This window comes from Laspinema palackyanum D2c, from assembly GCF_025370875.1.
GTDB classification, from domain to species: domain Bacteria; phylum Cyanobacteriota; class Cyanobacteriia; order Cyanobacteriales; family Laspinemataceae; genus Laspinema; species Laspinema palackyanum.
The window spans coordinates 80,031-102,056 of the sequence record NZ_JAMXFD010000025.1; the positions used below are offsets into that span (position 1 = coordinate 80,031).

Below are 22,026 nucleotides of genomic sequence, written 5' to 3' on the forward strand. Positions count from 1 at the left end.
TTACCCTCAATCAATTTACTGATTTCCATCACACTCATGGACATTCATCAACTGCTAACCCAATATGCTCAAGGAGAGAGACTGTTTTCCAAGGTTAATCTCTGTGAAGCGCACCTGAGCGGAACAAATTTCAGTCGAGCCGTTTTTCGTGATGCTACCTTACAGGAAATTAACCTGAGTTCCGCCTATCTGCGCCGGACCGATTTTCGAGGGGCCGACCTCAAGGGAGCGGACCTGCGAGGGGCTTATTTGAAAGGGGCGGACCTGCGAGGGACGGATTTGAGATGGGCGGATATGGCAGGGACGGATATTTCTAATGCCCTCTATAATAGCCAGACCCAGTTTCCCCTGGGGTTTGACCCTAACGGGAGAAATGCTTATGCGATCGCCCCGAATGCAGATTTATCCCTCGCCTATCTTTATAAAGCGGACCTGCGCTGGACCAAGCTCACCCATGCCAACCTCGCCCAAGCTTATCTCTACCGTGCTGATCTGCGTTCCGCTGACCTCCGAGGAGCGGATTTAAGTGAGGCGGACCTCCGTGCTGCTCTTTGTGATGCGGATACTTGCTTTGACGAGGAATTCGATGCGAACAGCGCCGGGGTTTATTGGATTCGCCCTCAGTCTTCCCTAGTCGATGCCACCCTCTCCGGGGCCCGACTCAGTGGGGTGGACTTCAGTGGAGCCAATTTAAGCGGCGCGGACCTGACTCGTGCGGACCTCTCTCGCGCCAATCTGGAGAATGCCAACCTCAGTGGGGCTAACTTGACGGGAGCCAATCTCCTTGGGGCTAATTTACTCGGGGCCAAAATCACGGATACGGAGTTCGCTGAGGCTGATTTGCGGGGTGCGATCGCCCCCGATGGCAGTACCGCAACCCCCAACTTAGCAGGCGATCGGGTTTAATCCGGAATCCGGTTCTCCTTGTCAAAACCCTCACCGTCCCAGTTTCGCCATAAAAAAACAGAGAATTGAGTTTTTATCACTCTCAATTCTCTGTTGTCTCACAATTTCGCAAGTGCTTAATCTGCACCCTGCGACGATCGCCCCTTAAAACTTAGAAATCGTAAATCCTTGTGGCAGATTGGCACCGTCGAGTTGTGCCTGCTGTAGATTGGCATAGTTCACCCGAACCCCTGTGAGATCCGACGCCATCAGGTTCGCACCCATCAAGTTCGCATCGGTGAGGTTCGCATCGCGCAGGTTGACCCCCGCGATATCAAAGGGGTAGGGTCCGCCATCTTGAAGACTAAACTGAAGCTCGTCCCCCACAGACTGTCGGGTGTTATGAAGATTGGCTCCCACCAGTTCGGCACTCTCTAGGTTGGCACCGACTAAGTTCGCCGATTGCAAATTCGCATTCGTTAAATTCGCAATCACCATCCCCGCTAGTGTGAGGTTAGCGCGGGATAAGTCTACATTCTCTAAATTCGCCCCATGCAGTCTTGCCGCAATTAAACTCGCCCCGCGTAATGAAGCATCCATGAGTTCGGCATTCACTAAATAGGCTTCATTTAGATTCGCGCCCTCTAAGTTACTCCCATTAAGGTTCGCGCCCTCTAAGTTCGCCCCGCGTAAGTTTTGACCGGCTAAATTCACTCCGCTCAAGTCACATCCCTGACACTGGTTAGTTTCGAGCAACTGTTTCAGGTGTTCTGGGTTTTCCGCCACGGCTGGTGCTGTCATTGTGGCGCTCATCGTGATTGTGATTGTCCATGCGGCGATCGCAAATATACCTGATTTCATGCTGTTACACTCCCCATCACCTGTCCTCATACTATCCATTATCAGGCATGATGGATACTTTCGCCGTGATTCTCATCGAACACTCAATGCGATCGCGATCGTAGCTTCAGGGCGATCGGTATCACTCGTCATCTCCATTCTGAACCGAGTCAGTCTTGTTGAGTAGATTCACTCAGGGACGAACTCTCACGGGTTAGCTTCTGATAAAGTCTACCCAGGACTTACGCAAATTTTCAGAACTAACGCAAAATGTAGAGGCGATTTGCTTTCTCGCCTCTACATTTGGTTTTTGACTTTAAAGATTGCGTAAGTCTTGCTACCTTGGTTCAGAACGACTGAAGTCGTTACTACGAACTGAAAAGAACGACTGAAGTCGTTACTACGAACTGAAAGAACGACTGAAGTCGTTGACTACGAACATCAAGAGGTTATCCTTATCTTAATGATTCAAAATTGATTCAAAGGTAGCGCGTAATGAACCCATATCCGCCACGCGAGTTACTAATAAGTTATGATCTCCCGCATCTTCTAAGCGTCCTTTCCAATAGCCAATTTTATCCGGGTTATGCATCCAAAAGTTGATCACCGTTTGGACCACCCCATCTACATCCCACTCTTTAGTAGGAGAAACCGTCTGGACGGAATCAATAAAGGCATCTAGGGTACATTTGGGAGTTCCGAGATATTCCACTCCGACTCCTGAATCCGTGATTACTTTCTCCTGTTGTTGGTTAAAAAAATATAAAATGGGGGACACCCCTAAAATGTCGAAGGTGTATTCCATTGCCACATCCTCCCGCTTTCTACTTGTGTTTTAATATCTCTTTGATACCAGTATTTTGAGCAGCAAATCGTTACCGCTGTTACCAGATCTGCTTCTATTTTAAAAGTTTACATTGAATTTGACAAATCTATTCCTCCAGGGTGCGATCGCCTGAATATTTATTAGCACTCTGGCCTTGAGAGTGCTAATAAATGGACCCCGAAACAGCCCAGGGATCAACGATTGCTGCCTAAACCTGATATTATAAATAGAACCTTAATTTAATCCATTGTTCCGAATGAATGCGATCGCCGAATTTAAAGGTGAACTCGCCGCCCTGAGTGCGGCATTATTATGGGCAGTTGTTTCCGTGGTTTACGGTTACCTCGGCCAAAAAATTCCGCCGATGCTGCTCAATTTAAGCAAAGGAGTCGTGGCGATCGCCCTGCTGCTGCTTACCCTCTTCCTGCGCGACTTCCTGCTGCCTGCGATCGATTCCCCCGCCTTCCTCCCATCGCTGTCCCCTCCCTTCAATACCCTCAACGAGTTTGCCCTCCCCCTGTTCCTGTTAATCCTCAGTGGCGCAATCGGCATTACTTTCGGAGATACAGTGTTTTTTGCCGCCCTCAATCAACTCGGCGCAAGGCGTACTCTTCTAATTCACACCTTGGCACCCCCTTTCACTGCCTTACTCGCCATCCTCTTTTTAGGGGAACAACTCACCCTGATCGCCTGGGGGGGGATGCTGATCACGATTATTGGCGTTGCTTGGACGATTGCCGAACGGGTTTCCGGCACCAACAGCACCACCCCCCTGCTCCCTGGAGTCAGTTTGGGATTGCTGGCGGCCCTTGCTCAGGCAGTGGGGGCGGTCCTCTCTCGTGCTGCCCTCGCACAAACGGCGATCGACCCCTTATGGAGTACCTTGATTCGCTTATTAGCAGGAGTCTCCCTCTTGCTTCTGTGGATGTTATGGAAACAGGGTCGCCAGGTCCTCACGGGATTAGGGTCGCAACGTCTGTTGGCGATCGTGTTCATCACTTCTTTTTTTAGCACCTATCTCGGGATTTGGTTGCAGCAGATTTCCCTCAAATTCGCTCCCGCAGGCATCGCCCAAACCCTGAGCTCCACCAGTCCAATCTTTGTTTTACCCCTGGCGATCGCCCTCGGGGAATTTATCAGCATTCGTGCCATTCTTGGTGCCGTTGTCTCTCTTGTTGGAATTGCCCTCTTGTTCCTCTGGCGCTAATCTCACCCAAATTCCCAACCATCGCGACTTTTTTTTCACCAACCCCTAGACGGATTATTTTTTTTGTGATATTATAAAAGCGATAAGGAAGAACTATGTTGCAATATTATCAAGTTGGTACAAAATCTCACAACTATGCAAAAAATTGGATGGGTTATCCTTGCGTTAATTTCCACCACACTTCCTGCCACTGCAACCGAACTCCGATGTGGTTGGCTGAAAAATCCCACCCCCGCAAACTGGTTGCTAACAGATAGAGATACCACCTGGACTATTGGAGCCCAGGGTGGATATCAAGCACAAGGGATGGAAAATATTCCGAGCCTCAGTGCCGAAGAATTTGTTAGGACTAACGGTTATTATGGATACGGTTGCGCCTGTTTAGAAGTAGTCACCGATAGCCAACGTCAAAGAATTGTTCGGATTGAAGGTGGTGAAGCCCTAGAGTTGAACGTTTGCAGCACTGATCCAGATTTACCCGCCGTTCGTCGGTAACATTTCTCAGTCTCTTGCCATCACACCTGATTGGACAGCATCCAAAAACGCGATCGCATCCGTAGAAAAAGCAAACTTCGCGGCATCGATGCCCAGAGGCAATCCGCGACTTTTTTTTCTGAACCTCCTAGACAATTCGATTTTTTTGTGATAAGATAAAATTGATAAGGAAGAACTATCTTGTACGGCATAATTCAAGACAGATTTCCATTGTATAATTATATCAAAAATTGTCAAGTTGAGAAAGTCCGATTTAAACAAAAAATCGCGACTTTTTTTTCTTAAACCCCTAGACAATTCGATTTTTTTGTGATAAGATAAAACTGATAAGGAAGAACTATCTTGTACGGCATAATTCAAGACAGATTTCCATTGTATAATTATATCAAAAATTGTCAAGGGTGGCGCAAAAATATTTTATCTATTTTTTTAGAGCCTTGACCCGCTTTCTGGCCTGAAAACGGGCGATCGCACTTACCGCTTGAGGGCCAGGGTGAGTCCGTCGGCGATCGGCACCACACTCAACGAGATCCGTTCATCCTGGACTAACTTAGCATTTAAGGCTCGAATCGCTTCCGTATTGGCATCCTCAACCATTGGGTCCGCAACTTGACCCCCCCACAAAACATTATCAATCGCAATTAACCCGCCAACCCGAACCAGTTGCAGAACACGTTCGTAATAGTTATCGTAGTTTTGCTTATCCGCATCGATAAAGGCAAAATCAAAAGTACCCGCCTCTCCAGATTCAATCAGGCGATCGAGGGTTTCCAATGCCGGAGCGATTCGCAAATCAATTTTATCCGCCACCCCTGCCGCCTGCCAATAGGGGCGCGCCATTGCCGTATAATCTTCGCTAATATCGCAAGCGACAATTTTACCCTGGGGCGGGAGAGCTAAAGCCACCGCCAAGCTACTGTAGCCGGTAAAGACCCCGATTTCCAGGGTTTTGGTGGCCCCGAGTAATTGCACCAACAGGGCCATAAATTGACCTTGTTCCGGTGCAATTTGCATTTGCGACAATGGATGAGCGGCGGTTTCCTCTCGTAAAGAGCGCAGAATGTCCGATTCGCGCCCAGAAACTGAGAGGAAATAGTTGTGGAGGCGATCGTCTAATCCCAAGGTTTTTTTAGTCATGGTTAGAGAGTGTTAAAGATGGAGTGTCAAAACGGGAATAGATCTATAGTAGAGACTAAAAGGGGAGGTTAACATGAGTGGCATCCATATTAAACCAATATTGAGAGCGATCGCTCTGACCCTTTTAATCGGGTTATTGAGTGGCTGTAGCATTAATTTAAGTCTCACCGGATTTCAGCCCACGCAAGAAGTCGTGCAACGGGCGATCGCCTTGGAACTGAGTCAAAACAAAGCCGAACTCCGCAAGCATCTTTCTCAGCATGGGCAATCGGAGAATCCGATCCCCAGCTATGAAGTCAATCGGGTGGAGATTTGGGAACAAGACCCTTTGAAAATTGATGGTCTGTTGGCTTACCATATCCAAGGTACTTATAACCTGACCATTCAACTCCCCGAAAAACGGGTAACCGATCGCAAGAATAACTTTGACCTCTATTTGCAACGGCAGGCAGAAGGAAAAACCTGGCGGATTGCTAAACCCACAGGGACTGATGAACAGGATCATCAAACTTGGGCGACTTATTTGATTAAGCCCCCAGGTTATATGTAAAGAAACGCCGATATAGACTCCCTATAACTCCTGGATCCATTGACATAAATCCCAGTGAAATTGGAGTTTGAGCGGGTCCGGTTGAAATTCCGGGGCAGTCGCCTCCCGGAGGAGTTTGCCGTGGTATTCGGCATAACAAGTTTCCCGTAATTGGGGAGAAAACAGCATCGTCAGGGATTCGGGTTCGATCGCCAGCAAATACAGGTCAAACAGCGTATGAATATCCGATCGCAACAGTAACCCCGAAGAAGGATGAGTGGAAGGATTGCGATCATTAGATTTGAGGTAAACCGCTTCTAAAACAGGTTCGGCATTGCAACCCGTGACGGCACAACAGCCATTGTATGCAGCGAGGAGATTTTGCCGGAATTCCCCAGGACCACGGCGATGAGAAATGGCGATACTCGCGCTGTAAAGATATCGATGCTTCCCCAAAGGTATCCCCTCTTCTAGGAGGGACCGAATCCCGGGGTCCTTCGAGTGTAAACCCTTACCATTTTCTGGTGGCAAGGGAGGAATTAGCACAGGTAAGGGGTCTGGAGTCAGCGGGAACTCAGGCCCTGGGGATTTTAAAGGAGATCGCCTTGTGGCGGCAGCGGGCAATCCTTCCGGTGACCCCCCAACCGTACCCCCCGACAAAGATGATCGCGAGGTTGTGGAGTAACCATTGGCAATTTCCAGTAAATCTTGTTTCGTTTGATTCGTCCTCGGTTCAACCGGGGAAGTTGGGGCAATCTCCGAGGGATGCCGATGATCGGGAAGCGAACCATTCGGCAGCAGCACTTGTTGTAAGGGGTCTCCATTCGGCAACCTTGCCCCCTTCAGATTGGCCCCCTTAAAAGAAACTCCCAGCATATTCTCGATCGCTGGCAACTTGGCATCAGTCAAATTGGCCCCATCGAAATTGCTCCCAAACAACTTAGCATCGGTCAAATTAGCCCCTTGCAGAGAAGCTTGGTTGAAATTGGCCCGGGTCAAATTGGCCCCCATGAGGTTTGCCTGTTCCAGAGTTGCCCCTTGTAAATTGGCCCCTTCCAGATTCGCCCCCGTCAGATTCGCCCGGGTGAGGTTCGCTTCTTGCAGTTTCCCCCGTTGAATATCGGAATCGGATAAATCCGCATCCTGGAGCATTGCCACCCGCAAATCCACCCCATTCAGGTTCGCCTTATCCAGATTGGCATCTTGAAACTTAGCCAAACGCAGACAAGCATCGCGGAGATTGGCAAACGAGAGATTGCCCTTAATCACCGTTGCCCCTTGAAGATTGGCTTCACTCAAGTCCGCCCATTGTAAACAAGCCCCTTTCAGATTCGCCTCTTTCAGGTTGGCTTTGTGCAGAACTGCATCAGACAGGTTCGCTTTTTGGAGGTCCGCCCAAGACAGATTAGCCCCTTTGAGATTGGCCCCCTGGAGTTCGCCCCAGCGAATATAGGCCCCCTGGAGGTCCGCTTCTTGGAGATTAATCCGCTTGAATTCTAAGCCACTAAAATCTGCATTTTTAAAGTTTCTACGCCCCTCTGCATAAAAGTGGATGACATCTTTTAAGCTGATTTTATCCCCCATATCCCTAGTCCCCCTTCTTCGTTCTCATTATGAATTGTTTTGAAGAAAATGTTGAGGACCTGTCCTGATTTGTAGAAGGGGATGGGGCCCGAACGGATGAGAGTCGGGTTGGGAATGCCCAGATTACTCTCATCCGGGTTGGTGTAGAGTTGAGGGTTTAAAGTTGGGTTACAACAAACCCGAGGATTCATACAGTCGTCGCAATAGGGCCAAAATTTTCTGACCATACTGGAGATCGGCGGCCCAGCGACCACTGAGTTGTTCCAGTAAAGGGGCGATGCCACGGGCGACAAAGCGAAAGCGTGGATCAACCTGTTCCATGACCAAAGGTTCAATACTGGCGTAGGCTTTCAAATGTTGAATATGGGCGCGGACCCCAATCCGAGCGCTAGGGAAAGAAGCAGCAGTATTGCCCCCACCCACGGAACCCAAACCCGCAAAATTGTTTTGGGTGGGTTGAATTTCCCCATTAAAGCGCAGAAAGTTCGTTTCCAAACACATTTGACAGAAGGCGATATCGTAATTGATGCCTTCGATCGCCGCTTCTTCCCGATAGAGTTTGGGAAGGTCCGGGAACTGGACGATCGCCTGGGGATTGTTGCCTTTTAGAAAGACAATCAGTTGCACTTCTGAGGTGTTGCCATGTCCAACAATGCGATCGAGATAGCCCGGACAAATTTGTAAAATTGAGCGCAACAGCACCGTGCGCGTCCCCCCATCCCACCCGACCGAGATATTATGTTCCCGCAACTCAATCGCCCGAACATATACTATATTTCGATAGGTGACCCGACGAACCGTTGCATTAGTGGACAGGTTCACTTTAAAACTATCCGCCACATCAATGGGGATAAAAGCATTCCCATTAATAATTACCCCCTGTTCGCCATAAATCTGCCCATTAATATTGATATTAATGGGGGGATAACTCGGGGGCCCCGAAGTGGAAGTCCCTGGAGGCACAGGGTCCGGCAGGGGGGTCCCAGTAGCCCAAGCCAGTAGCCCTTCAGCGATGCCGATCGCAAAGTCCCGGCGACGATTTTGGAGCAAAGACCGGTCCTCGGGGTTGGTGAGAAAGCAGACTTCCATCAACAAAGAGGGGATAATCACCCAGCGATTAAACGACAAATTGCCCAGGGCCGTTGCCGTATCCGGTTGAACCCCCCGATTGGGAAGCTGGGGAACTCGTCGCAGTAAACTTAGCAGCAGTTGTTCAGCATTTCGCTTGCGTTGGTCATTGTTGGTAATGTAGTAGACGCTGGCTCCACGGCCCGTCGGGTTCGCAAAGGCATTGGCATGGATTTCCAGGGCCACATCCCCAGCCCTTGCACGGCTGTTAATCCAGGAGATAGACTGACTCATGCTCAGGTTATCGGGAACCACTAAGACTTCTACCCCAGGACGCGATCGCAACTCCGCCACAATTAAATCCCGCAGGAGAATCATTTCCCGCGCTTCCGTCGTTCCTCCCGCCATCACCCCCGGATCGAGTGCCCCATTCTCATAACCCCCGTGACCGGCTGAAATAAAAATTCTGCCCATATTTCTAATTTAATCCTGTGCACCTGTTTCCATCTATCTTCATCAACTCCGGTAACCAATCGGTGATACTAGCACTATCAAAGCCAGTTAATATTGGATTTTTCGGGAGGGGGGTTCCTGAAGGGGTCTGTTCTGCCCTCTGCCGCCGAATTTGCGAATGGGTTGGAACCGTAGCATCAAGCTCAAATGATAAATTGCAGCGAAATCACGGATGCCATTAGGGTTCTCCAGGGTGTAATCTGGATCAAAAGGACTCAGATCCACCGGGGTGTCTTAGAAAACATCCGGATCGGTTTGGGATCAGCAGAGTCGGTCTATCATTGATGGATGAAATGGCAGCTCGGTTTGCAGATAAAGCCAGGAACAGTTGAGAGAATCAAGATGCAGTGGATCAAGTGCAGGAACGATCCCGAAGACCGGATCTCGATGCACCCGTACCGGCCAGATTGGGCCGGAAAATTACTGCCCCTAACCGACTCAACCTGTGCCTGTTGGATCTCATCACGAGGAAAAGTATCGCAAACATGGCTGAGTCTTTTACTATACACCTGAGTTCACCCGTTCTGAGGCCCGAATCCCCGGGTCGATTCATGCAAGAGTTCCACTGCGCTGATTTAGGGAGACAAATTGCCCAAATCCTCGTGACGCAAACCGAGACCGGGAGTGTGTTGCGCGGCATCCTGGAGTGGGTTGGCTCGTTGTTCCCCGCCGATTGTTGTCTGATGGTGGTTCGAGACCCCCAAGACCAATCTGTCCAGACCCAGATATGGCAATCTCCCAGCCCAAATGCGCCGTTCTTGCCCGAGGAATTGGCAACTCTGCAAGGAGTAAATTGGTTAGAAATCCTAGACGGTGCAAACCTGGTGGCGATTTCTGATCCCCAGGGCGCTTGGCGAGAGGTCTTAGGGGTGGGGGCCACAGCGGCGGTGCCCGTCGGCAGAGTCTTAGCCATCACCACCCGATTTCAGGGTGAGATTAACGGAGCCATTATTGTTATGCGTGGATGTCTTCGAGTCGCTGTGGAGGGAAGAAAGAGGGGATCAGCGGGGAGGGCCCGGTTGGAAAATCTGGAGCAATTTCAGGGTTCCTATTGGAGTTCTATGGAAATGATGAACCTCACGGCCCTGTCGGAACAAGTGGCGATCGCCTTCAATCAGGTCCTCCAGACTCAAGCAGTCGGGTCCCTAGAACAACAGGTTCGCCAGAAAGAAAAATATCAAACCCTGATCCACGAGCTCACGATCGCAATTCATCGCGGGGCCGATATTGAACGAATACTTCAGATGGCAATCCATAGTCTGGCTGAAACGTTGCAAGCCGATCGCGGTCGCATCCTGCTCTTAAAATATGCTGACCCCCTGTTTAAACCGGGCCTCCAGCCGAGCAACCGCATGGCTGCTTCCCGAGAGGGGGATTCCGAACGGCCCCCGGATTCGGCAGCCTCGCGCATTCCCAAAGCCAAAGTATCCGTTGTCTCTGACAGTATCCCCCAAGCCCAAGAGGATTTGGAGTCTTTCACCCCCCTTGGAGAGGGCCAGTCCTCCGCTGCCCCGGGCGATCGCTCGTTTTGGTTGTCCGAATGTTACTGGTGTCAGCAAGCCTTTTTAGCGGCCCCCAATTCCTTGGCGATCGCCGATCTCCGTTCCCTCCTCGCCCTCAATTCGGCGATCGGCACCTCCCCAATCTTCTCTCCAGAAACCATGCCCGCCCTCCTCACCTTTCCCTTGGTCGGGATTCCCAGTGCCGGATCCGGCCCAGGTAAGGTTTTGGGCTTTCTCGTCCTAGAACACAGTACACCCCGTCAATGGCAAGAGGAGGAACTCCGTCTCGTCGAATTAGTAGCGGCACAATTGAGCACCGCTATCCTTCACCGGCAAACCATGCAGCAAGTTCAGGCATTGGTCGAAGAACGCACGGCTCAATTACAGCGCTCTTTGGACGTTCAAGCCAAACTCTATGAAAAAACCCGTCAGCAAATCGACCAACTGCGCCAGTTAAACCAACTCAAGGACGAATTCCTCACCACCCTCTCCCACGAACTCAATACCCCCCTCACCAGCATGAAGGTCGCCATCCAGATGTTGCGGCAACCGGGAATTACCCCCGATCGCCAAACCCGCTATCTGGATATCCTAGAGTCGGAATGGCGCAGAGAAAGCAATTTAGTTCGCGATTTGCTCAAACTTCAGGAGTATGAGTCCAATCAAGCCACTATTCATGTCCAAAACCTCGACCTGAAACTGGTCCTCAACGACATCGCTAACTCGTTTCAGGACAAATTTGAGGAAAAGGGATTAAATCTCAGTTTGGACTTGCCCAAACGCGCCCCTAAAGGGATTGGCAAGAAATTTTTTAAACTCAACACCGATGCCGAAAGTTTCGAGCGGATCCTGCATGAACTGCTCACGAATGCCGGGAAATATTCCGACCCCGGGACTACGGTTTATTTACAAGCTGCTCACCAAATTGATTTACAACAAAATCAAGTGATCGTGACCTTAACCAATACGGGTGCTGGCATCTCTCCCGAGGACCTCCCCCATATTTTTGAAAAGTTTCGGCGGGGTCAAGGGGTTACCCAACAGGCGATCGGGGGTACCGGCTTAGGATTGGCCCTGGTTAAATGTTTGGTTCAGCACCTCAATGGCTCGATTACCGTCTCCAGTACCCCCATCAAAGACTCCACCGTCTGGGAAACCTGCTTTACCCTGACCTTACCTCAGTTGGTGGACAATTCCCTGGTTTAGTCCCCAGGGAAGAGACCTCTCCCCAAACCCCTGCCCTACGAGGGAAGGGGCTTTGATGCTCCCCCTTCCAGTGTTCCGGCCCCCCCTTCCCTCCTAGGGCAGGGGGCTGGGGGGTTAGGTCTCTTTCCCCCCAGGATGGCACTCCCCCTGACCCGATTTCATGTTTTAATAAAAGACAGTAGGGTGGACGATCGCCATCCGATGGCCTAGATCGTACAATTTGAGGTAAAGAACTTGTCGCTTGTTCGGGGTGAATTCACATCGCTTGACCGAAAAATGGTGGTAAAGACGGCTCCGAAACCACTCCGTTGGCAACGCTCTAACTATTCTTTGCTAGGGCGTCAGCTTGATATTTTTAGCTCGGCTGCCCAGTTCATGTTCTATTTGTGGTGGGATGACAAGGTGGCGCGCAATGCCCCCCATCACCGCTATCGTCGGGCGGAATGGTTAGTCGGAACCCTCCTGGATTTAGGTCCAACTTTTATTAAAATCGGTCAGGCCCTATCGACGCGGGCCGATATTCTCCCGAAAGAATACGTTAAAGCATTGACGACCTTGCAGGATCAGGTCCCGGAATTTAGTTCCGTTGAGGCGATCGCGGTCATTGAATCGGAACTCGGCAACTCCCTTTACTCCCTGTTTCGCGATTTTGATGAATTCCCCATCGCTGCTGCAAGTCTGGGTCAAGTCCACAAAGCTCGTCTCCATACCGGCGACGATGTGGTCATCAAAGTTCAGCGTCCCGGGTTAGAAAAATTATTTCAACTCGATTTTCAAGCATTGCAAGACCTCGTAAAAATTTGCAATCGCTTTTTTCCCTGGACTCGCAAATACGAACTCCAAGAAATTTATCAGGAATTCGTCAATTTCCTCTCTCAAGAAATCGATTACGTTCAAGAAGGCAAAAATGCCGATCGCTTCCGAGACAATTTTAAAGATTACTCTAATATCATCGTTCCTAAAATCTATTGGCGCTACACGAGTCGCAAGGTTTTGGCGATGGAATATTTACCTGGCATCAAAATTAACGATCGCCAAACGTTAGAATCCTGCGGCATTGATGTTAAGCAAGTCAACGTCCAGGGAATTTGCTGCTATCTCAAACAACTCCTAGAAGATGGTTTCTTTCAGGCCGACCCCCATCCGGGCAATATGGCAGTCAATCAGGAAGGCAGTATCATCTTTTACGATTTTGGCATGATGGCTGAAATGAAATCTCTGGCCAAAGACCGGATGATTCGCACGTTCTTTGCTGTCTTAAGGAAAGATACAGAAGCGGTTCTCAATAGCTTAATTGAGATGGGATTAGTCGTGCCGGTTCCGGATATGAAACCCGTGCGCCGGATGATTACCTTTTTATTAGAAAATTTCACGGAAAAGCCCTTAGAAATCAAGGCATTACGGGAACTGCGAAGCGAGTTGTATGCGATGTTTCAGCAGCAACCTTTTCGCTTACCGGCCCAAATGACGTTTATTCTCAAATCCCTCACCACCCTCGATGGAATTGCCCGCACGTTAGACCCCCAATATAATCCCGTTGCCTGTGCTAAACCGTTCATCCGCCGGGTGACGACTTCCCGAGGTAAAACCAGTCTGATTAGCGGACTGACTCAACAGGCGCGAGAGTTTGTCCAATATCGCCTACAACAACCCCGCCAAGGGGAAATTATCCGCCGCATGGAACAACGGATTGAACGGGGAGAGTTGGAATTTCGCGTCCGGTCCTTGGAAAGCGATCGCCTCCTCAAACGCATCAATCTCGGGATTAAAAGTTTGATTTATGCCTGCGTTAGTGGCTTTTTTCTGCTAACGGGTGCAGTCCTGTTGATTGGGACCTATCCAGGCGGGGCGATCGCCTTCTTTACCCTCTCTGGTTTCACGTTTCTAATTTTCCTGCGCTCTTTACTCAATCTCTCGGTTCAGGAAAAGTTTGATAACCTCTCGGAATAATCCCTGGGATTACGGCTAATTTTCCCCCAGGGTTCAATTAGGGGACTTAACCGGATTGCATTAAAAAAGACAGCTCAAAATGAGCTGTCTTTTTTATGAATCCTGCCGCACTGCGGTATAATACCCCCAGGGGAATTCGAATCCCCGTCGCCTCCGTGAAAGGGAGGTGTCCTAGGCCTCTAGACGATGGGGGCAGGTATTTCGTGCTTTATTGAGGTCGTCTTGGCGTTTTTTCGCTTGCCCTCAGCACCTTTTATATATTAACCAGGTCGCCTAGTATTGTCAACCCCTTTTTCAAAAAAAATTTAGATATTTTTGGCATTTTGCTTGCAATGCTTACAGAGCAAGGGTTGTAGGGCTTATTTTTTTGATTTAGCCCCGATTCGGCCATCACCGGGACTAAATCACGGGATGGGACCTGATGAATCTCCAATCCCTAAGCATCCTCATCGGGGTTATTCTTGGAGGCAGTACCGTTGGAGAATGCGAATGCAGTTAGCGATCGCCCCGAGATGGGCAATTTCATAGCCGTGGGTATTCTGGGTGGGAAAGCCTAAACAGGCAGCCCGGGCGACATGACCGAATTTCATGGCGATGGAGGCATCACTGCCAAATCCGCTAATGGTTGCCAGTTGCAAGGCGATCGCCTCTTGTTCTGCCGCCTGCCGAATCTCCCGATTCAACCCTTCATCGTAAATCCCATACCCATCCTGAGACAGCAACACGGGAACCTCCCCCTCGGCGATCGGATATTCCGGGGCCACGGGACAAATTTCTAAAGCAATTAAAGCATCCAACCGTTGCCGATTGGTAAAATACAAGGCCCCCACTGCCCCGACTTCTTCCTTCGCCGATGCCACCCAATAAATATCGCCCGGGGGATTCTTCACGGTTTCCGCCAGGGCTAACAAAATTGCCACAGAGGCTTTATTGTCCAGGGTGTAACTGGCGATATAATCCCCCAGGCGCAAGGGTTTTTTGCGATGTTTGCCCACCACCATGCGAGTACCGGGACGCACTCCTGCCTCGGCTAATGCCTCCGGGGTGCATTTGGTTTCCACCCAGGCATCTTCCCAATTCAGGGGTTTATCTTTCTGAAATGCTTGCTGTGGGGATTCGTGGGAGATGTGACGGGACCCAAAACTGAGGATGCCACTGATAACCTGGCGATCGCCTAAAAAATCCACCACCCCCTCCCCATAAATCCAAGGGAACGAACCGCCCAGTTTGCGGACTTGGACTCGTCCCGTGGGTTCAATGGTTTTGACGATCGCCCCGATTTCATCCTTATGTCCCGTAATTGCCAGGGACTTCCCCCCCGGGCGTCCCGGAGTTTTAGCAATCACATTTCCTGCGGCATCCTGCCATACCTCCACCCCAATCTCCTGAAATCGATTCAATAACCAGCGATCAATCTCTCCCTCATCCCCACTGGGCGAATGGTGCAACACTAAGGTTTGAATTGTCTCAAATAAGCGATCAGACTCTAACACTGACATGATTATTTACCTAAGATTTCCCCTGCTATTTTCCGACAGTTCCTGCTCACTCACTCCTCAAGTTTGTTGCCCGAAAACTTAGGGCAAATTGGGATTGAGGTCCGCCCCAGAATATCCGGTCAAGATCCACAGAATCGAACGCAAGCAGTCGCGAAAAACTCGCTCGGGGGACTCCGAAGGAAATCCCACAGAAGGTACCGCTATCGGGGTGATGATCAGACCCCGACTGCCAAACACGAAAAAGGCGATCGCCCAGGAGCGGCGAATATGATAATCTGACGTGATTAAATAGACATGGCGTAGACCCCGGGCGACCAACTCCTGACGCATATCCGTAAAATTTTTCACGGTATCTGTTGAGCGCACTTCAAAATAGAGTTGGGATTCCGGGACTCCTGCGTTCTGGAAAATCTGACGATAGCCCGGATTATCCACCCCAACTCCCGAGAGCCAGATATCTAAATGGGGCTGCTGCTGCCAAAACTGGGCCGCAAAGGTCATCCGGTTGGAATTTCCTTCTAAAACCACGATCGCTTGAGGAAGCGGGACCAACAGGCGGGCGATCGCAATTTGCACGGGAATCCATCCCACGATCATCACCAGTACCGTAGTGAGGAATAACCTCAAAAATTTTTGACCCACTGATAAACGTTGACTCACTTTTGTTCTAAACCTTGACCAGGTATCTATCTCAAGGAGAAGGGGACTATCGACCCTCGATTTCATCTGTTCGGGCGGTTTTAAGAGTACCCCAGATGTACTCACTCCTATACCGCCTTTACGGTGCTACCGGAGTGGGATTTTCCATTGCATCCGAAACCGTTAGTCCTTCCCCTTGTCGCCCAAAAAACCACAAAGCCGCCGCCGCTTCAGCCCGCGTCACCTCTTTTTTGGGTTGAAATAAGGTAGTATAACCAAAAGCACGGCGAATATTCGATCGGTCCCCATTCTGAAAATCGGCATATACTGCGCGCAACGCATTCGGGTCAATTTTACCCGCATCTTGGAACCCCCAGCTTTCCTTAATTGCATCCACGGAGGCGCTGGGTAAATTGCTGCGGTGATCTAAGGGCACTTTCCACAACAACAATTGTTCTCGGGTGATAATAACATCGGGACGAAATGTAGTGGCGCTACTATCCCCACTCAATGCACTGGGAATAATCCCCGCTTCCGCTAATCCTTGAATGACTGGGAAATCGGGATGGTTTGTACTCACGTCGGAAAAGGCTGGGTTAGCGGTGGTAGGTGCCAATCGCACCTGTTTTCCCGGTTGGTTAGCATAGATTTTATTATTGACTTCTAACAACCATCGCGCAAATTGCTTTCGAGTAATTCCTTGGTTGAGATTTACCGGAGATTCTGTGCCATTAGCGCTGGTATTCCCAGTGGGTTGGGCGATCGCAATGCCCATTTTTTCTAAGTCGCGCAGATAGGGTCGCAACTGTTCGGGAACCTGTTCTAGTGCAGTGGGGGTGGCGGGTGTTGCCGAGGGTTCCGCAGTCCCTTGAGAAACCGGAGTTGCCGCTTCAATGGCGATCGTGTTGGGGGGTTGAGATCCGGGGGTTGTTCCTGTGGTTTCAGCCGGATTCGCGCGAACGTAACTAATTAAAAATTCTACCCGCTCTGGAGTATTTTCCCCCATCCCGATTTGCGGTTCGACGTCAATATTCACGAGCAAATCCAAGTTGTGACGAGCTATTAAATTCGGCTGGGATCCGGCTTGGTTCGCTTGGGGGACGATTTCCCAATTCGGCTGATTAAACTGTTGTTGATAAAAGTTCCGCACTTGTTCGGCAGTATCTGAAGTTTCCCAGAGGGTGACAACTCCCGCATCCGCTTTTGTGGATTCAGGAGTCTCATTCGGGGCGATCGTCCGGATAAATTCCGCATTGGGATAGGGGGGGATGGTGTCTGGGAAATCCTGGGGAAGTTCAGAGGAGCCTTCCACGGGTGCCAAGGCGGGATCCGGAGGCGGAGGTGGTGGCACTGGAGTTCCCTCATTCTCTTCCAGCAGCGGATCCGCTGCAAAAGTTCGTTCTAAGGTTTGGCTATTCGGACTATTGGCACAGGCACTCAATCCGATTACTAGGGCGATCGCACTCAGGGATACCGATACAGGTTTTAACAACATCACCATTGAATAGGAGAAAAAATATACGCTATTTTTACCCTAACGTAGTTTCCAAAAATTGAAGGGGGGCGATCTCCACGGGTTGAGGGGGAAGAATCCCCCGGGTTTCTGACGGTTGCTCTAGTCCAGGGGTACAGTAAAGGTGACAAACCCGGGTTCTGTACAAAATTTGGGCTTTCTTCCCCACCCATCTGGACGGGGAGACTCCGTTTCTTGTCCTGGTTAGCTCATACTTTACCGGCACTCTAACCCATTCCCCCTATAGTCTCAGGATCAGGTGTCGGCGAATGGCAAAACTCAGGAGTCTGCCTGGAACACTCGACTTTTTCAAGATCGCCAATCGGATATATCGTCCCATTACCAAACGCCCGATGCCTTTGAGCCGAGCTTTGAGTCGGACTTCCAACAATTTCACAGTCCCCTCCCGAGCTTCGCAGGCATACAGGGGTAAAAAAGCCAGTTTTCCATACAGAACATCCGCACGATGGGTGGAACTGAGTTGATGTTTACTATGTTCGGGATTAGGACGGCCCCCATGTTCTCCATAGTTGCGAAACGGAACGTAATTTTTAAATTTGTGTTGGCGCAAAAAAGCATCAATTTTTGAATCCCAAGCGGAGTAATTCTTCGGCCCCATTTCATTTTTGATTCGCTCCGCCAGTTGTATTAAATACTCAGCGCTATGATTCGTGATAATATAAGCGACCATTGCGGTAGAAAATCCTTGGGCATAGCCGTCTTGAGAAACGCTATAAATTTGGGGCGCACAGGTATAAAGCCACGCAATTCCTAGCGCCTCGGTACGATCGCCGGGATAAGATAACGGCAGTTTTCCAAATCCCCGCACGGGCACAAAATCTGCTTCGACAATTAAGGTGGGTTTCGGTTCCTTCAAGGCTTTTTCCCAGGCTGAACGATGGTTGAGCAGACAGCGATAACTGGGGGAAAAGTCCTGCATCGCTGGATTTTCTTCTTGTCGCACGACTTCCGCCGTTAACCCTTCCTCACGCAACGTCTTCTCTAGCAAATCCGTCGATTCTTTGTACGCGATAATCAACACTTTGCCAATGCGAGCGCCCAGCCGATTGGGACTAGGCGGCTGTTCTATCGCCGTATCGATTCCCTTCATTGGTTTTGCCAATAGGTTAACGTTTATAGTTTACCCCGGAATAGAGATGCTCTTATCCTTGCCCGATGTTTTTGGGAAATCTATTCCTATTTTCCGTGCAATTACTGATGGGTTTCTCCATCTTTTGGGGGAGTCTCAATTCTTACCGATTGAGATTTTCAATTGCCTTGATCGCATCTTGGTATTTTGCAGTCAATCCTTGTTGTTGATAGAGTTGCGCGGCTTGTCGAAAATCCGCCCGGGCTGATTGGGCGTCCCCCATCCGTTGGTAAGTCAGCCCTCGATTATAATAGGCTTCTCCTAAGTTGGGATTAAACCGAATGGCTTGGGTATAGTCGGCGATCGCATCGGGGAATTCTTCCAATAACGCATAAGCAACCCCCCGATTTAAGTAGGAATTGGCATCAGTCCGATTTATCTCGATCGCCTTCGTATAATCCGCGATCGCCCCGCGATAATCTTCCAACCGTCGCCGAGTAATTCCCCGATTATAATAGGCTTGCGCTAAAGTCGGGTCCAGTTCCAAGGCTTTCTCGTAATCGGCAAGTGCTGCTTCACTCTCCCCGCGATCGTCATAAGCATTTCCCCGAAATACATAAGCAAGGGCATCATTGGCATCGAGTTCAATGACGCGATTAAAATCTTCGATACTTCCGGGATAATCTCCACTCCGGGCGCGACTTTGCCCCCGTCTTCTATAAAAGGTGGGGTTATCCGGTGAAAGTTCGATCGCCCGGTTATAGTCTCGAATTGCTCGCTGAAACTCCCCTAGTTCCGTCTGTGCCTCTGCCCTGAGCATATACGCATCGGCATCCCTGGGATTCTCGTCAATCACCCGATTAAAGTCAGCGATCGCGGCCTGATACTCTCTTAAGTATAAATAATCTAAAGCGCGTAACCCATAAACTTGACTATTTTCGGGCTGGATTTCCAGCACTTCTGTAAAATCTTCCACCGCACCAACGTAATCCTCATTCCGGTGACGGGCAATCCCTCGGGCTGTATAAGCATCCACTAACTTTGGATCTAACTCGATCGCCCGGGTCAAATCGGCGATCGCCCCCTCGTAGTCTTCCTCCTCCAACTTCTGCACCCCCTCCGTCAAGAAATCTTGAGGGCGAGTTTGGGCAACTGCCTCCGGGACCCCCAATATCGGCAATACCCCCGGACCTCCCATCAGGGCGATCGTCAGTCCTAAAGCAGGAAAAACAGCATTTAGCGTTCGGTTCATCAGGATTTTAAGAGAGACTGCAACCCTTCAACAAGTCGCTCACAGTGAGCCTTTTCGTGAGTTGCCATCACCGTCACCCGAATCCGACTGGTTGGGACCGTCGGGGGACGTACAGCACCCACTAAAATACCGGCAGCTTTGAGTCCCTCCCCCACGGCTAAAACCGTTTGAGCATCAGGGACTTGCAAACACAGAATCGGGGACTCTGAGGGCAGTAACCGCGATGCCACTGAGGGTACACTCTCTACCAGCAACTGTTTAAGGTACTTGACATTTTGCCACAATTTAGCCCGTCGTTGCGGTTCCTGATTCACAATTGCGATCGCCTCTAACCCCGCTGCCGTATCTGCCGGGGAAAGTCCCGTGGTATAAATCCAACTCCCCGCCCGATTTCGCAGAAAATCAATTAACGGTGCAGTTCCTGCCACATATCCCCCCAAACTCCCTAATGCCTTACTTAGGGTTCCCATCTGAATCAACCCCCGCCCGGTACATCCCAAATATTCCACCGCCCCCGCACCCCGGGTTCCCAGCACCCCCGTCCCATGCGCCTCATCCACTAACAGCATACAGCCATAAGTTTCAGACAATTCTACTACTTTAGATAGAGGACATAAATCCCCGTCCATGCTAAAAACCGTATCGGTCACAATTAAGCAGCGCCGATAAGCATTTCGATGGGATTCTAAAAGAAATTTCAATCCCTCCACATCGCCATGTTCATACTCTAAAACCATCGCCCCGCTCAAAATTGCACCATTTTTTAAACTGGCATGATTGTATTGGTCCGACAGAATTAAATCCCGCTTCCCCACCAAAGCCGAAATTGCCCCCAAATTGGCTAGATAACCGGAACTAAAAACAATCGCATCCTCTGTTTGTTTCAGGGATGCGATCGCCTGTTCCAACTCCCGATGAATCGGACGATGCCCCGTAATCAACCTCGAACCCGTCGCCCCCGTCCCATACAATTGAGTCGCTTCTATTGCCGCAGTAATTACCCGAATATCCCCCGCCAAACCCAGATAATCATTACTCGCAAAATTAATCAATTCTTGCCCATCGATCCGCACAACAGCACCCGGACGACCCATGATTTCTTGCACCGAACGATACCACTTCGCCCGATGAATCGTCCTGAGCGATTCTTCTATCCAACCATAAGGATTTGTTGACATAGTTCATCCAATTCAAACTACAATCCATCCCCCCAATCCTCGTTCCTAGGCTCTGCCTAGGAATGCCCAATTGGAGGCTCTGCCTCCTGTCTAAATCTATCCAAATCAAATAAAACCCATTAACCTTCCCCCGGTTCATCCGGTGGAGATTGCTGTTCCTCCTTCCCCGCCTTCCCCCGTTCCGGATAAACTCTATCCACCAACCCCATTTCAAACGCCACATCCGGTAATTGTCCCACCGGATAAAGTCCCGGATACAACACACCCGTGCTAGTGAAACAAGGCTGTTTCAGTTCAACAATCTCCGTAGCAGCAAAAATATCCCGTGACATTCTTCGTTCAATTCCCATCAAATTTCTCCTTAATTTATAGAATAAATAAACCTTTATTGCAGTTAAATTCAAGAGTAATCTAATCCTTAAAATCCGGATTGATACTTGCAAGTCAGAGATTTTCTGACCTCGGTTTTAGGATGGGGTTTCTCCATAAGTTGAACATCTCCTCAATGGGCTAAGGTTCTTCTAAAACATTATAAATCAGTTCAGCCGCGAGTTCTAACATATCCCGTTTCGTGAGTGCCTCCAAATCCACCGTGGCGATCGCTCTCACATCCTGGGGCGATCGCCCCGCCGGTTTTGCAAACTCACGTTTCTGAGATTTCCCACCCTCCGGCAACCCCCAGGAATCGTAGAATGAATCGATCGCCTGACCATACACTGCCGCCAATGCCGGTAATTCCCGTTCCGCATCAACCTTGCGCTTGCCATTTTCAATCGAGGACATCGCTTGTTGGCTGAGACTCACCCCATAGCGAATCTCTAGCTGTTCGATCACCTGTTCCTGAGTCAATCCGAGGGACTCGCGGGTAGCCTTGAGACGCTTGCCGAGGGAGAAGGCCATATCAGAAAATCATGTAAACTACACGAAAGTCTTACATTCTCCAGAGTCCAGGTAGTATCCGATAAAAATGTTCAATTCCAATAATCATGTATGGCTCCCGGAGGAGCCACGCAGAACCGCTACGAATTGAGAAAAACCTGAGAGGGTGACAATGGAGGGCAAACCCAGACGGGGCAATTGTTTGAGATAATGGAGAAGTCGTCAAAAAGCGGG

At 49.9% G+C, this 22,026-nt stretch carries 19 protein-coding genes and 1 tRNA gene; 6 read left to right on the forward strand and 14 right to left on the reverse strand.

The genetic code is table 11. From position 1 onward, the window contains the following. The first annotated feature begins 36 nt into the window (after positions 1-36). On the forward strand, positions 37-906 hold the full coding sequence (locus NG795_RS22345) for a pentapeptide repeat-containing protein (RefSeq protein WP_367290845.1): 870 nt from the start codon (positions 37-39) through the stop codon (positions 904-906). Positions 907-1,050: 144 nt separating this feature from the next. On the opposite strand, the gene NG795_RS22350 is transcribed toward NG795_RS22345, so the two are convergent. Further along, positions 1,051-1,746 carry a pentapeptide repeat-containing protein gene (locus tag NG795_RS22350; protein WP_367290846.1) on the reverse strand — a complete coding sequence of 232 codons (696 nt, stop codon included), beginning with the start codon at positions 1,744-1,746 and terminating at the stop codon, positions 1,051-1,053. A 439-nt stretch (positions 1,747-2,185) separates the two neighbouring features. Further along, positions 2,186-2,530, reverse strand: a complete 345-nt coding sequence (locus tag NG795_RS22355) for a hypothetical protein (RefSeq protein WP_367290847.1) — start codon at positions 2,528-2,530, stop codon at positions 2,186-2,188. Positions 2,531-2,807: 277 nt separating this feature from the next. Between NG795_RS22355 and NG795_RS22360 the strand changes: the two genes are divergently transcribed. Both NG795_RS22360 and NG795_RS22365 read left to right on the forward strand, forming a co-directional pair. Continuing rightward, positions 2,808-3,758: a DMT family transporter gene (locus NG795_RS22360; RefSeq protein ID WP_367290863.1), complete on the forward strand. Its 951-nt coding sequence runs from the start codon at positions 2,808-2,810 to the stop codon at positions 3,756-3,758. A 135-nt stretch (positions 3,759-3,893) separates the two neighbouring features. Continuing rightward, on the forward strand, positions 3,894-4,253 hold the full coding sequence (locus NG795_RS22365) for a DUF4087 domain-containing protein (protein WP_367290848.1): 360 nt from the start codon (positions 3,894-3,896) through the stop codon (positions 4,251-4,253). Positions 4,254-4,727: 474 nt separating this feature from the next. On the opposite strand, the gene NG795_RS22370 is transcribed toward NG795_RS22365, so the two are convergent. Continuing rightward, a complete protein-coding gene (locus tag NG795_RS22370; RefSeq protein ID WP_367290849.1) occupies positions 4,728-5,390 on the reverse strand; it encodes a class I SAM-dependent methyltransferase in 663 nt (220 codons plus the stop codon). 73 nt (positions 5,391-5,463) lie between these two features. On the opposite strand from NG795_RS22370, the gene NG795_RS22375 reads away from it, so the two are divergent. Beyond that, complete coding sequence (locus NG795_RS22375; protein WP_367290850.1) at positions 5,464-5,940, forward strand: hypothetical protein; 477 nt, start codon at positions 5,464-5,466, stop codon at positions 5,938-5,940. A gap of 21 nt (positions 5,941-5,961) precedes the next feature. On the opposite strand, the gene NG795_RS22380 is transcribed toward NG795_RS22375, so the two are convergent. Together NG795_RS22380 and tftA are read right to left on the reverse strand one after the other, a co-directional pair. Continuing rightward, the gene (locus tag NG795_RS22380) at positions 5,962-7,503 is read right to left on the reverse strand and encodes a pentapeptide repeat-containing protein (RefSeq protein ID WP_367290851.1); all 1,542 of its coding nucleotides are present in this window, start codon (positions 7,501-7,503) and stop codon (positions 5,962-5,964) included. 168 nt (positions 7,504-7,671) lie between these two features. Continuing rightward, complete coding sequence (gene tftA, locus NG795_RS22385) at positions 7,672-9,045, reverse strand: hormogonium tapered terminus morphoprotein TftA (protein ID WP_367290852.1); 1,374 nt, start codon at positions 9,043-9,045, stop codon at positions 7,672-7,674. A gap of 524 nt (positions 9,046-9,569) precedes the next feature. On the opposite strand from tftA, the gene NG795_RS22390 reads away from it, so the two are divergent. Together NG795_RS22390 and NG795_RS22395 are read left to right on the forward strand one after the other, a co-directional pair. Beyond that, positions 9,570-11,792, forward strand: coding sequence for a GAF domain-containing sensor histidine kinase (locus NG795_RS22390; RefSeq protein WP_367290853.1), 2,223 nt, complete (start codon positions 9,570-9,572; stop codon positions 11,790-11,792). Positions 11,793-12,068: 276 nt separating this feature from the next. Continuing rightward, complete coding sequence (locus NG795_RS22395) at positions 12,069-13,742, forward strand: ABC1 kinase family protein (RefSeq protein WP_367290854.1); 1,674 nt, start codon at positions 12,069-12,071, stop codon at positions 13,740-13,742. Between the two features lie 121 nt (positions 13,743-13,863). Here the strand turns inward: NG795_RS22395 and NG795_RS22400 are convergent. The 9 genes from NG795_RS22400 to NG795_RS22440 all read right to left on the reverse strand — a co-directional run bounded on the left by NG795_RS22400 (position 13,864) and on the right by NG795_RS22440 (position 21,813). Beyond that, positions 13,864-13,936 (reverse strand) — tRNA-Glu (locus NG795_RS22400). 261 nt (positions 13,937-14,197) lie between these two features. Then, positions 14,198-15,241, reverse strand: a complete 1,044-nt coding sequence (locus tag NG795_RS22405; RefSeq protein WP_367290855.1) for a M42 family metallopeptidase — start codon at positions 15,239-15,241, stop codon at positions 14,198-14,200. Positions 15,242-15,319: 78 nt separating this feature from the next. Beyond that, positions 15,320-15,901 carry a YdcF family protein gene (locus NG795_RS22410; RefSeq protein ID WP_367290856.1) on the reverse strand — a complete coding sequence of 194 codons (582 nt, stop codon included), beginning with the start codon at positions 15,899-15,901 and terminating at the stop codon, positions 15,320-15,322. Between the two features lie 118 nt (positions 15,902-16,019). Beyond that, positions 16,020-17,375: an S-layer homology domain-containing protein gene (locus tag NG795_RS22415; protein WP_367290857.1), complete on the reverse strand. Its 1,356-nt coding sequence runs from the start codon at positions 17,373-17,375 to the stop codon at positions 16,020-16,022. Between the two features lie 259 nt (positions 17,376-17,634). Beyond that, the gene (locus NG795_RS22420; protein WP_367290858.1) at positions 17,635-18,504 is read right to left on the reverse strand and encodes an LPS biosynthesis glycosyltransferase; all 870 of its coding nucleotides are present in this window, start codon (positions 18,502-18,504) and stop codon (positions 17,635-17,637) included. 142 nt (positions 18,505-18,646) lie between these two features. After that, positions 18,647-19,735, reverse strand: a complete 1,089-nt coding sequence (locus NG795_RS22425) for a tetratricopeptide repeat protein (protein WP_367290859.1) — start codon at positions 19,733-19,735, stop codon at positions 18,647-18,649. Beyond that, complete coding sequence (gene bioF / locus NG795_RS22430) at positions 19,735-20,913, reverse strand: 8-amino-7-oxononanoate synthase (protein WP_367290860.1); 1,179 nt, start codon at positions 20,911-20,913, stop codon at positions 19,735-19,737. Before bioF ends, NG795_RS22425 begins: the two co-directional genes overlap by 1 nt. A gap of 119 nt (positions 20,914-21,032) precedes the next feature. After that, positions 21,033-21,263: a hypothetical protein gene (locus NG795_RS22435; protein ID WP_261235911.1), complete on the reverse strand. Its 231-nt coding sequence runs from the start codon at positions 21,261-21,263 to the stop codon at positions 21,033-21,035. Positions 21,264-21,423: 160 nt separating this feature from the next. After that, positions 21,424-21,813, reverse strand: a complete 390-nt coding sequence (locus tag NG795_RS22440) for a helix-turn-helix transcriptional regulator (protein WP_367290861.1) — start codon at positions 21,811-21,813, stop codon at positions 21,424-21,426. Positions 21,814-22,026: the final 213 nt, after the last annotated feature.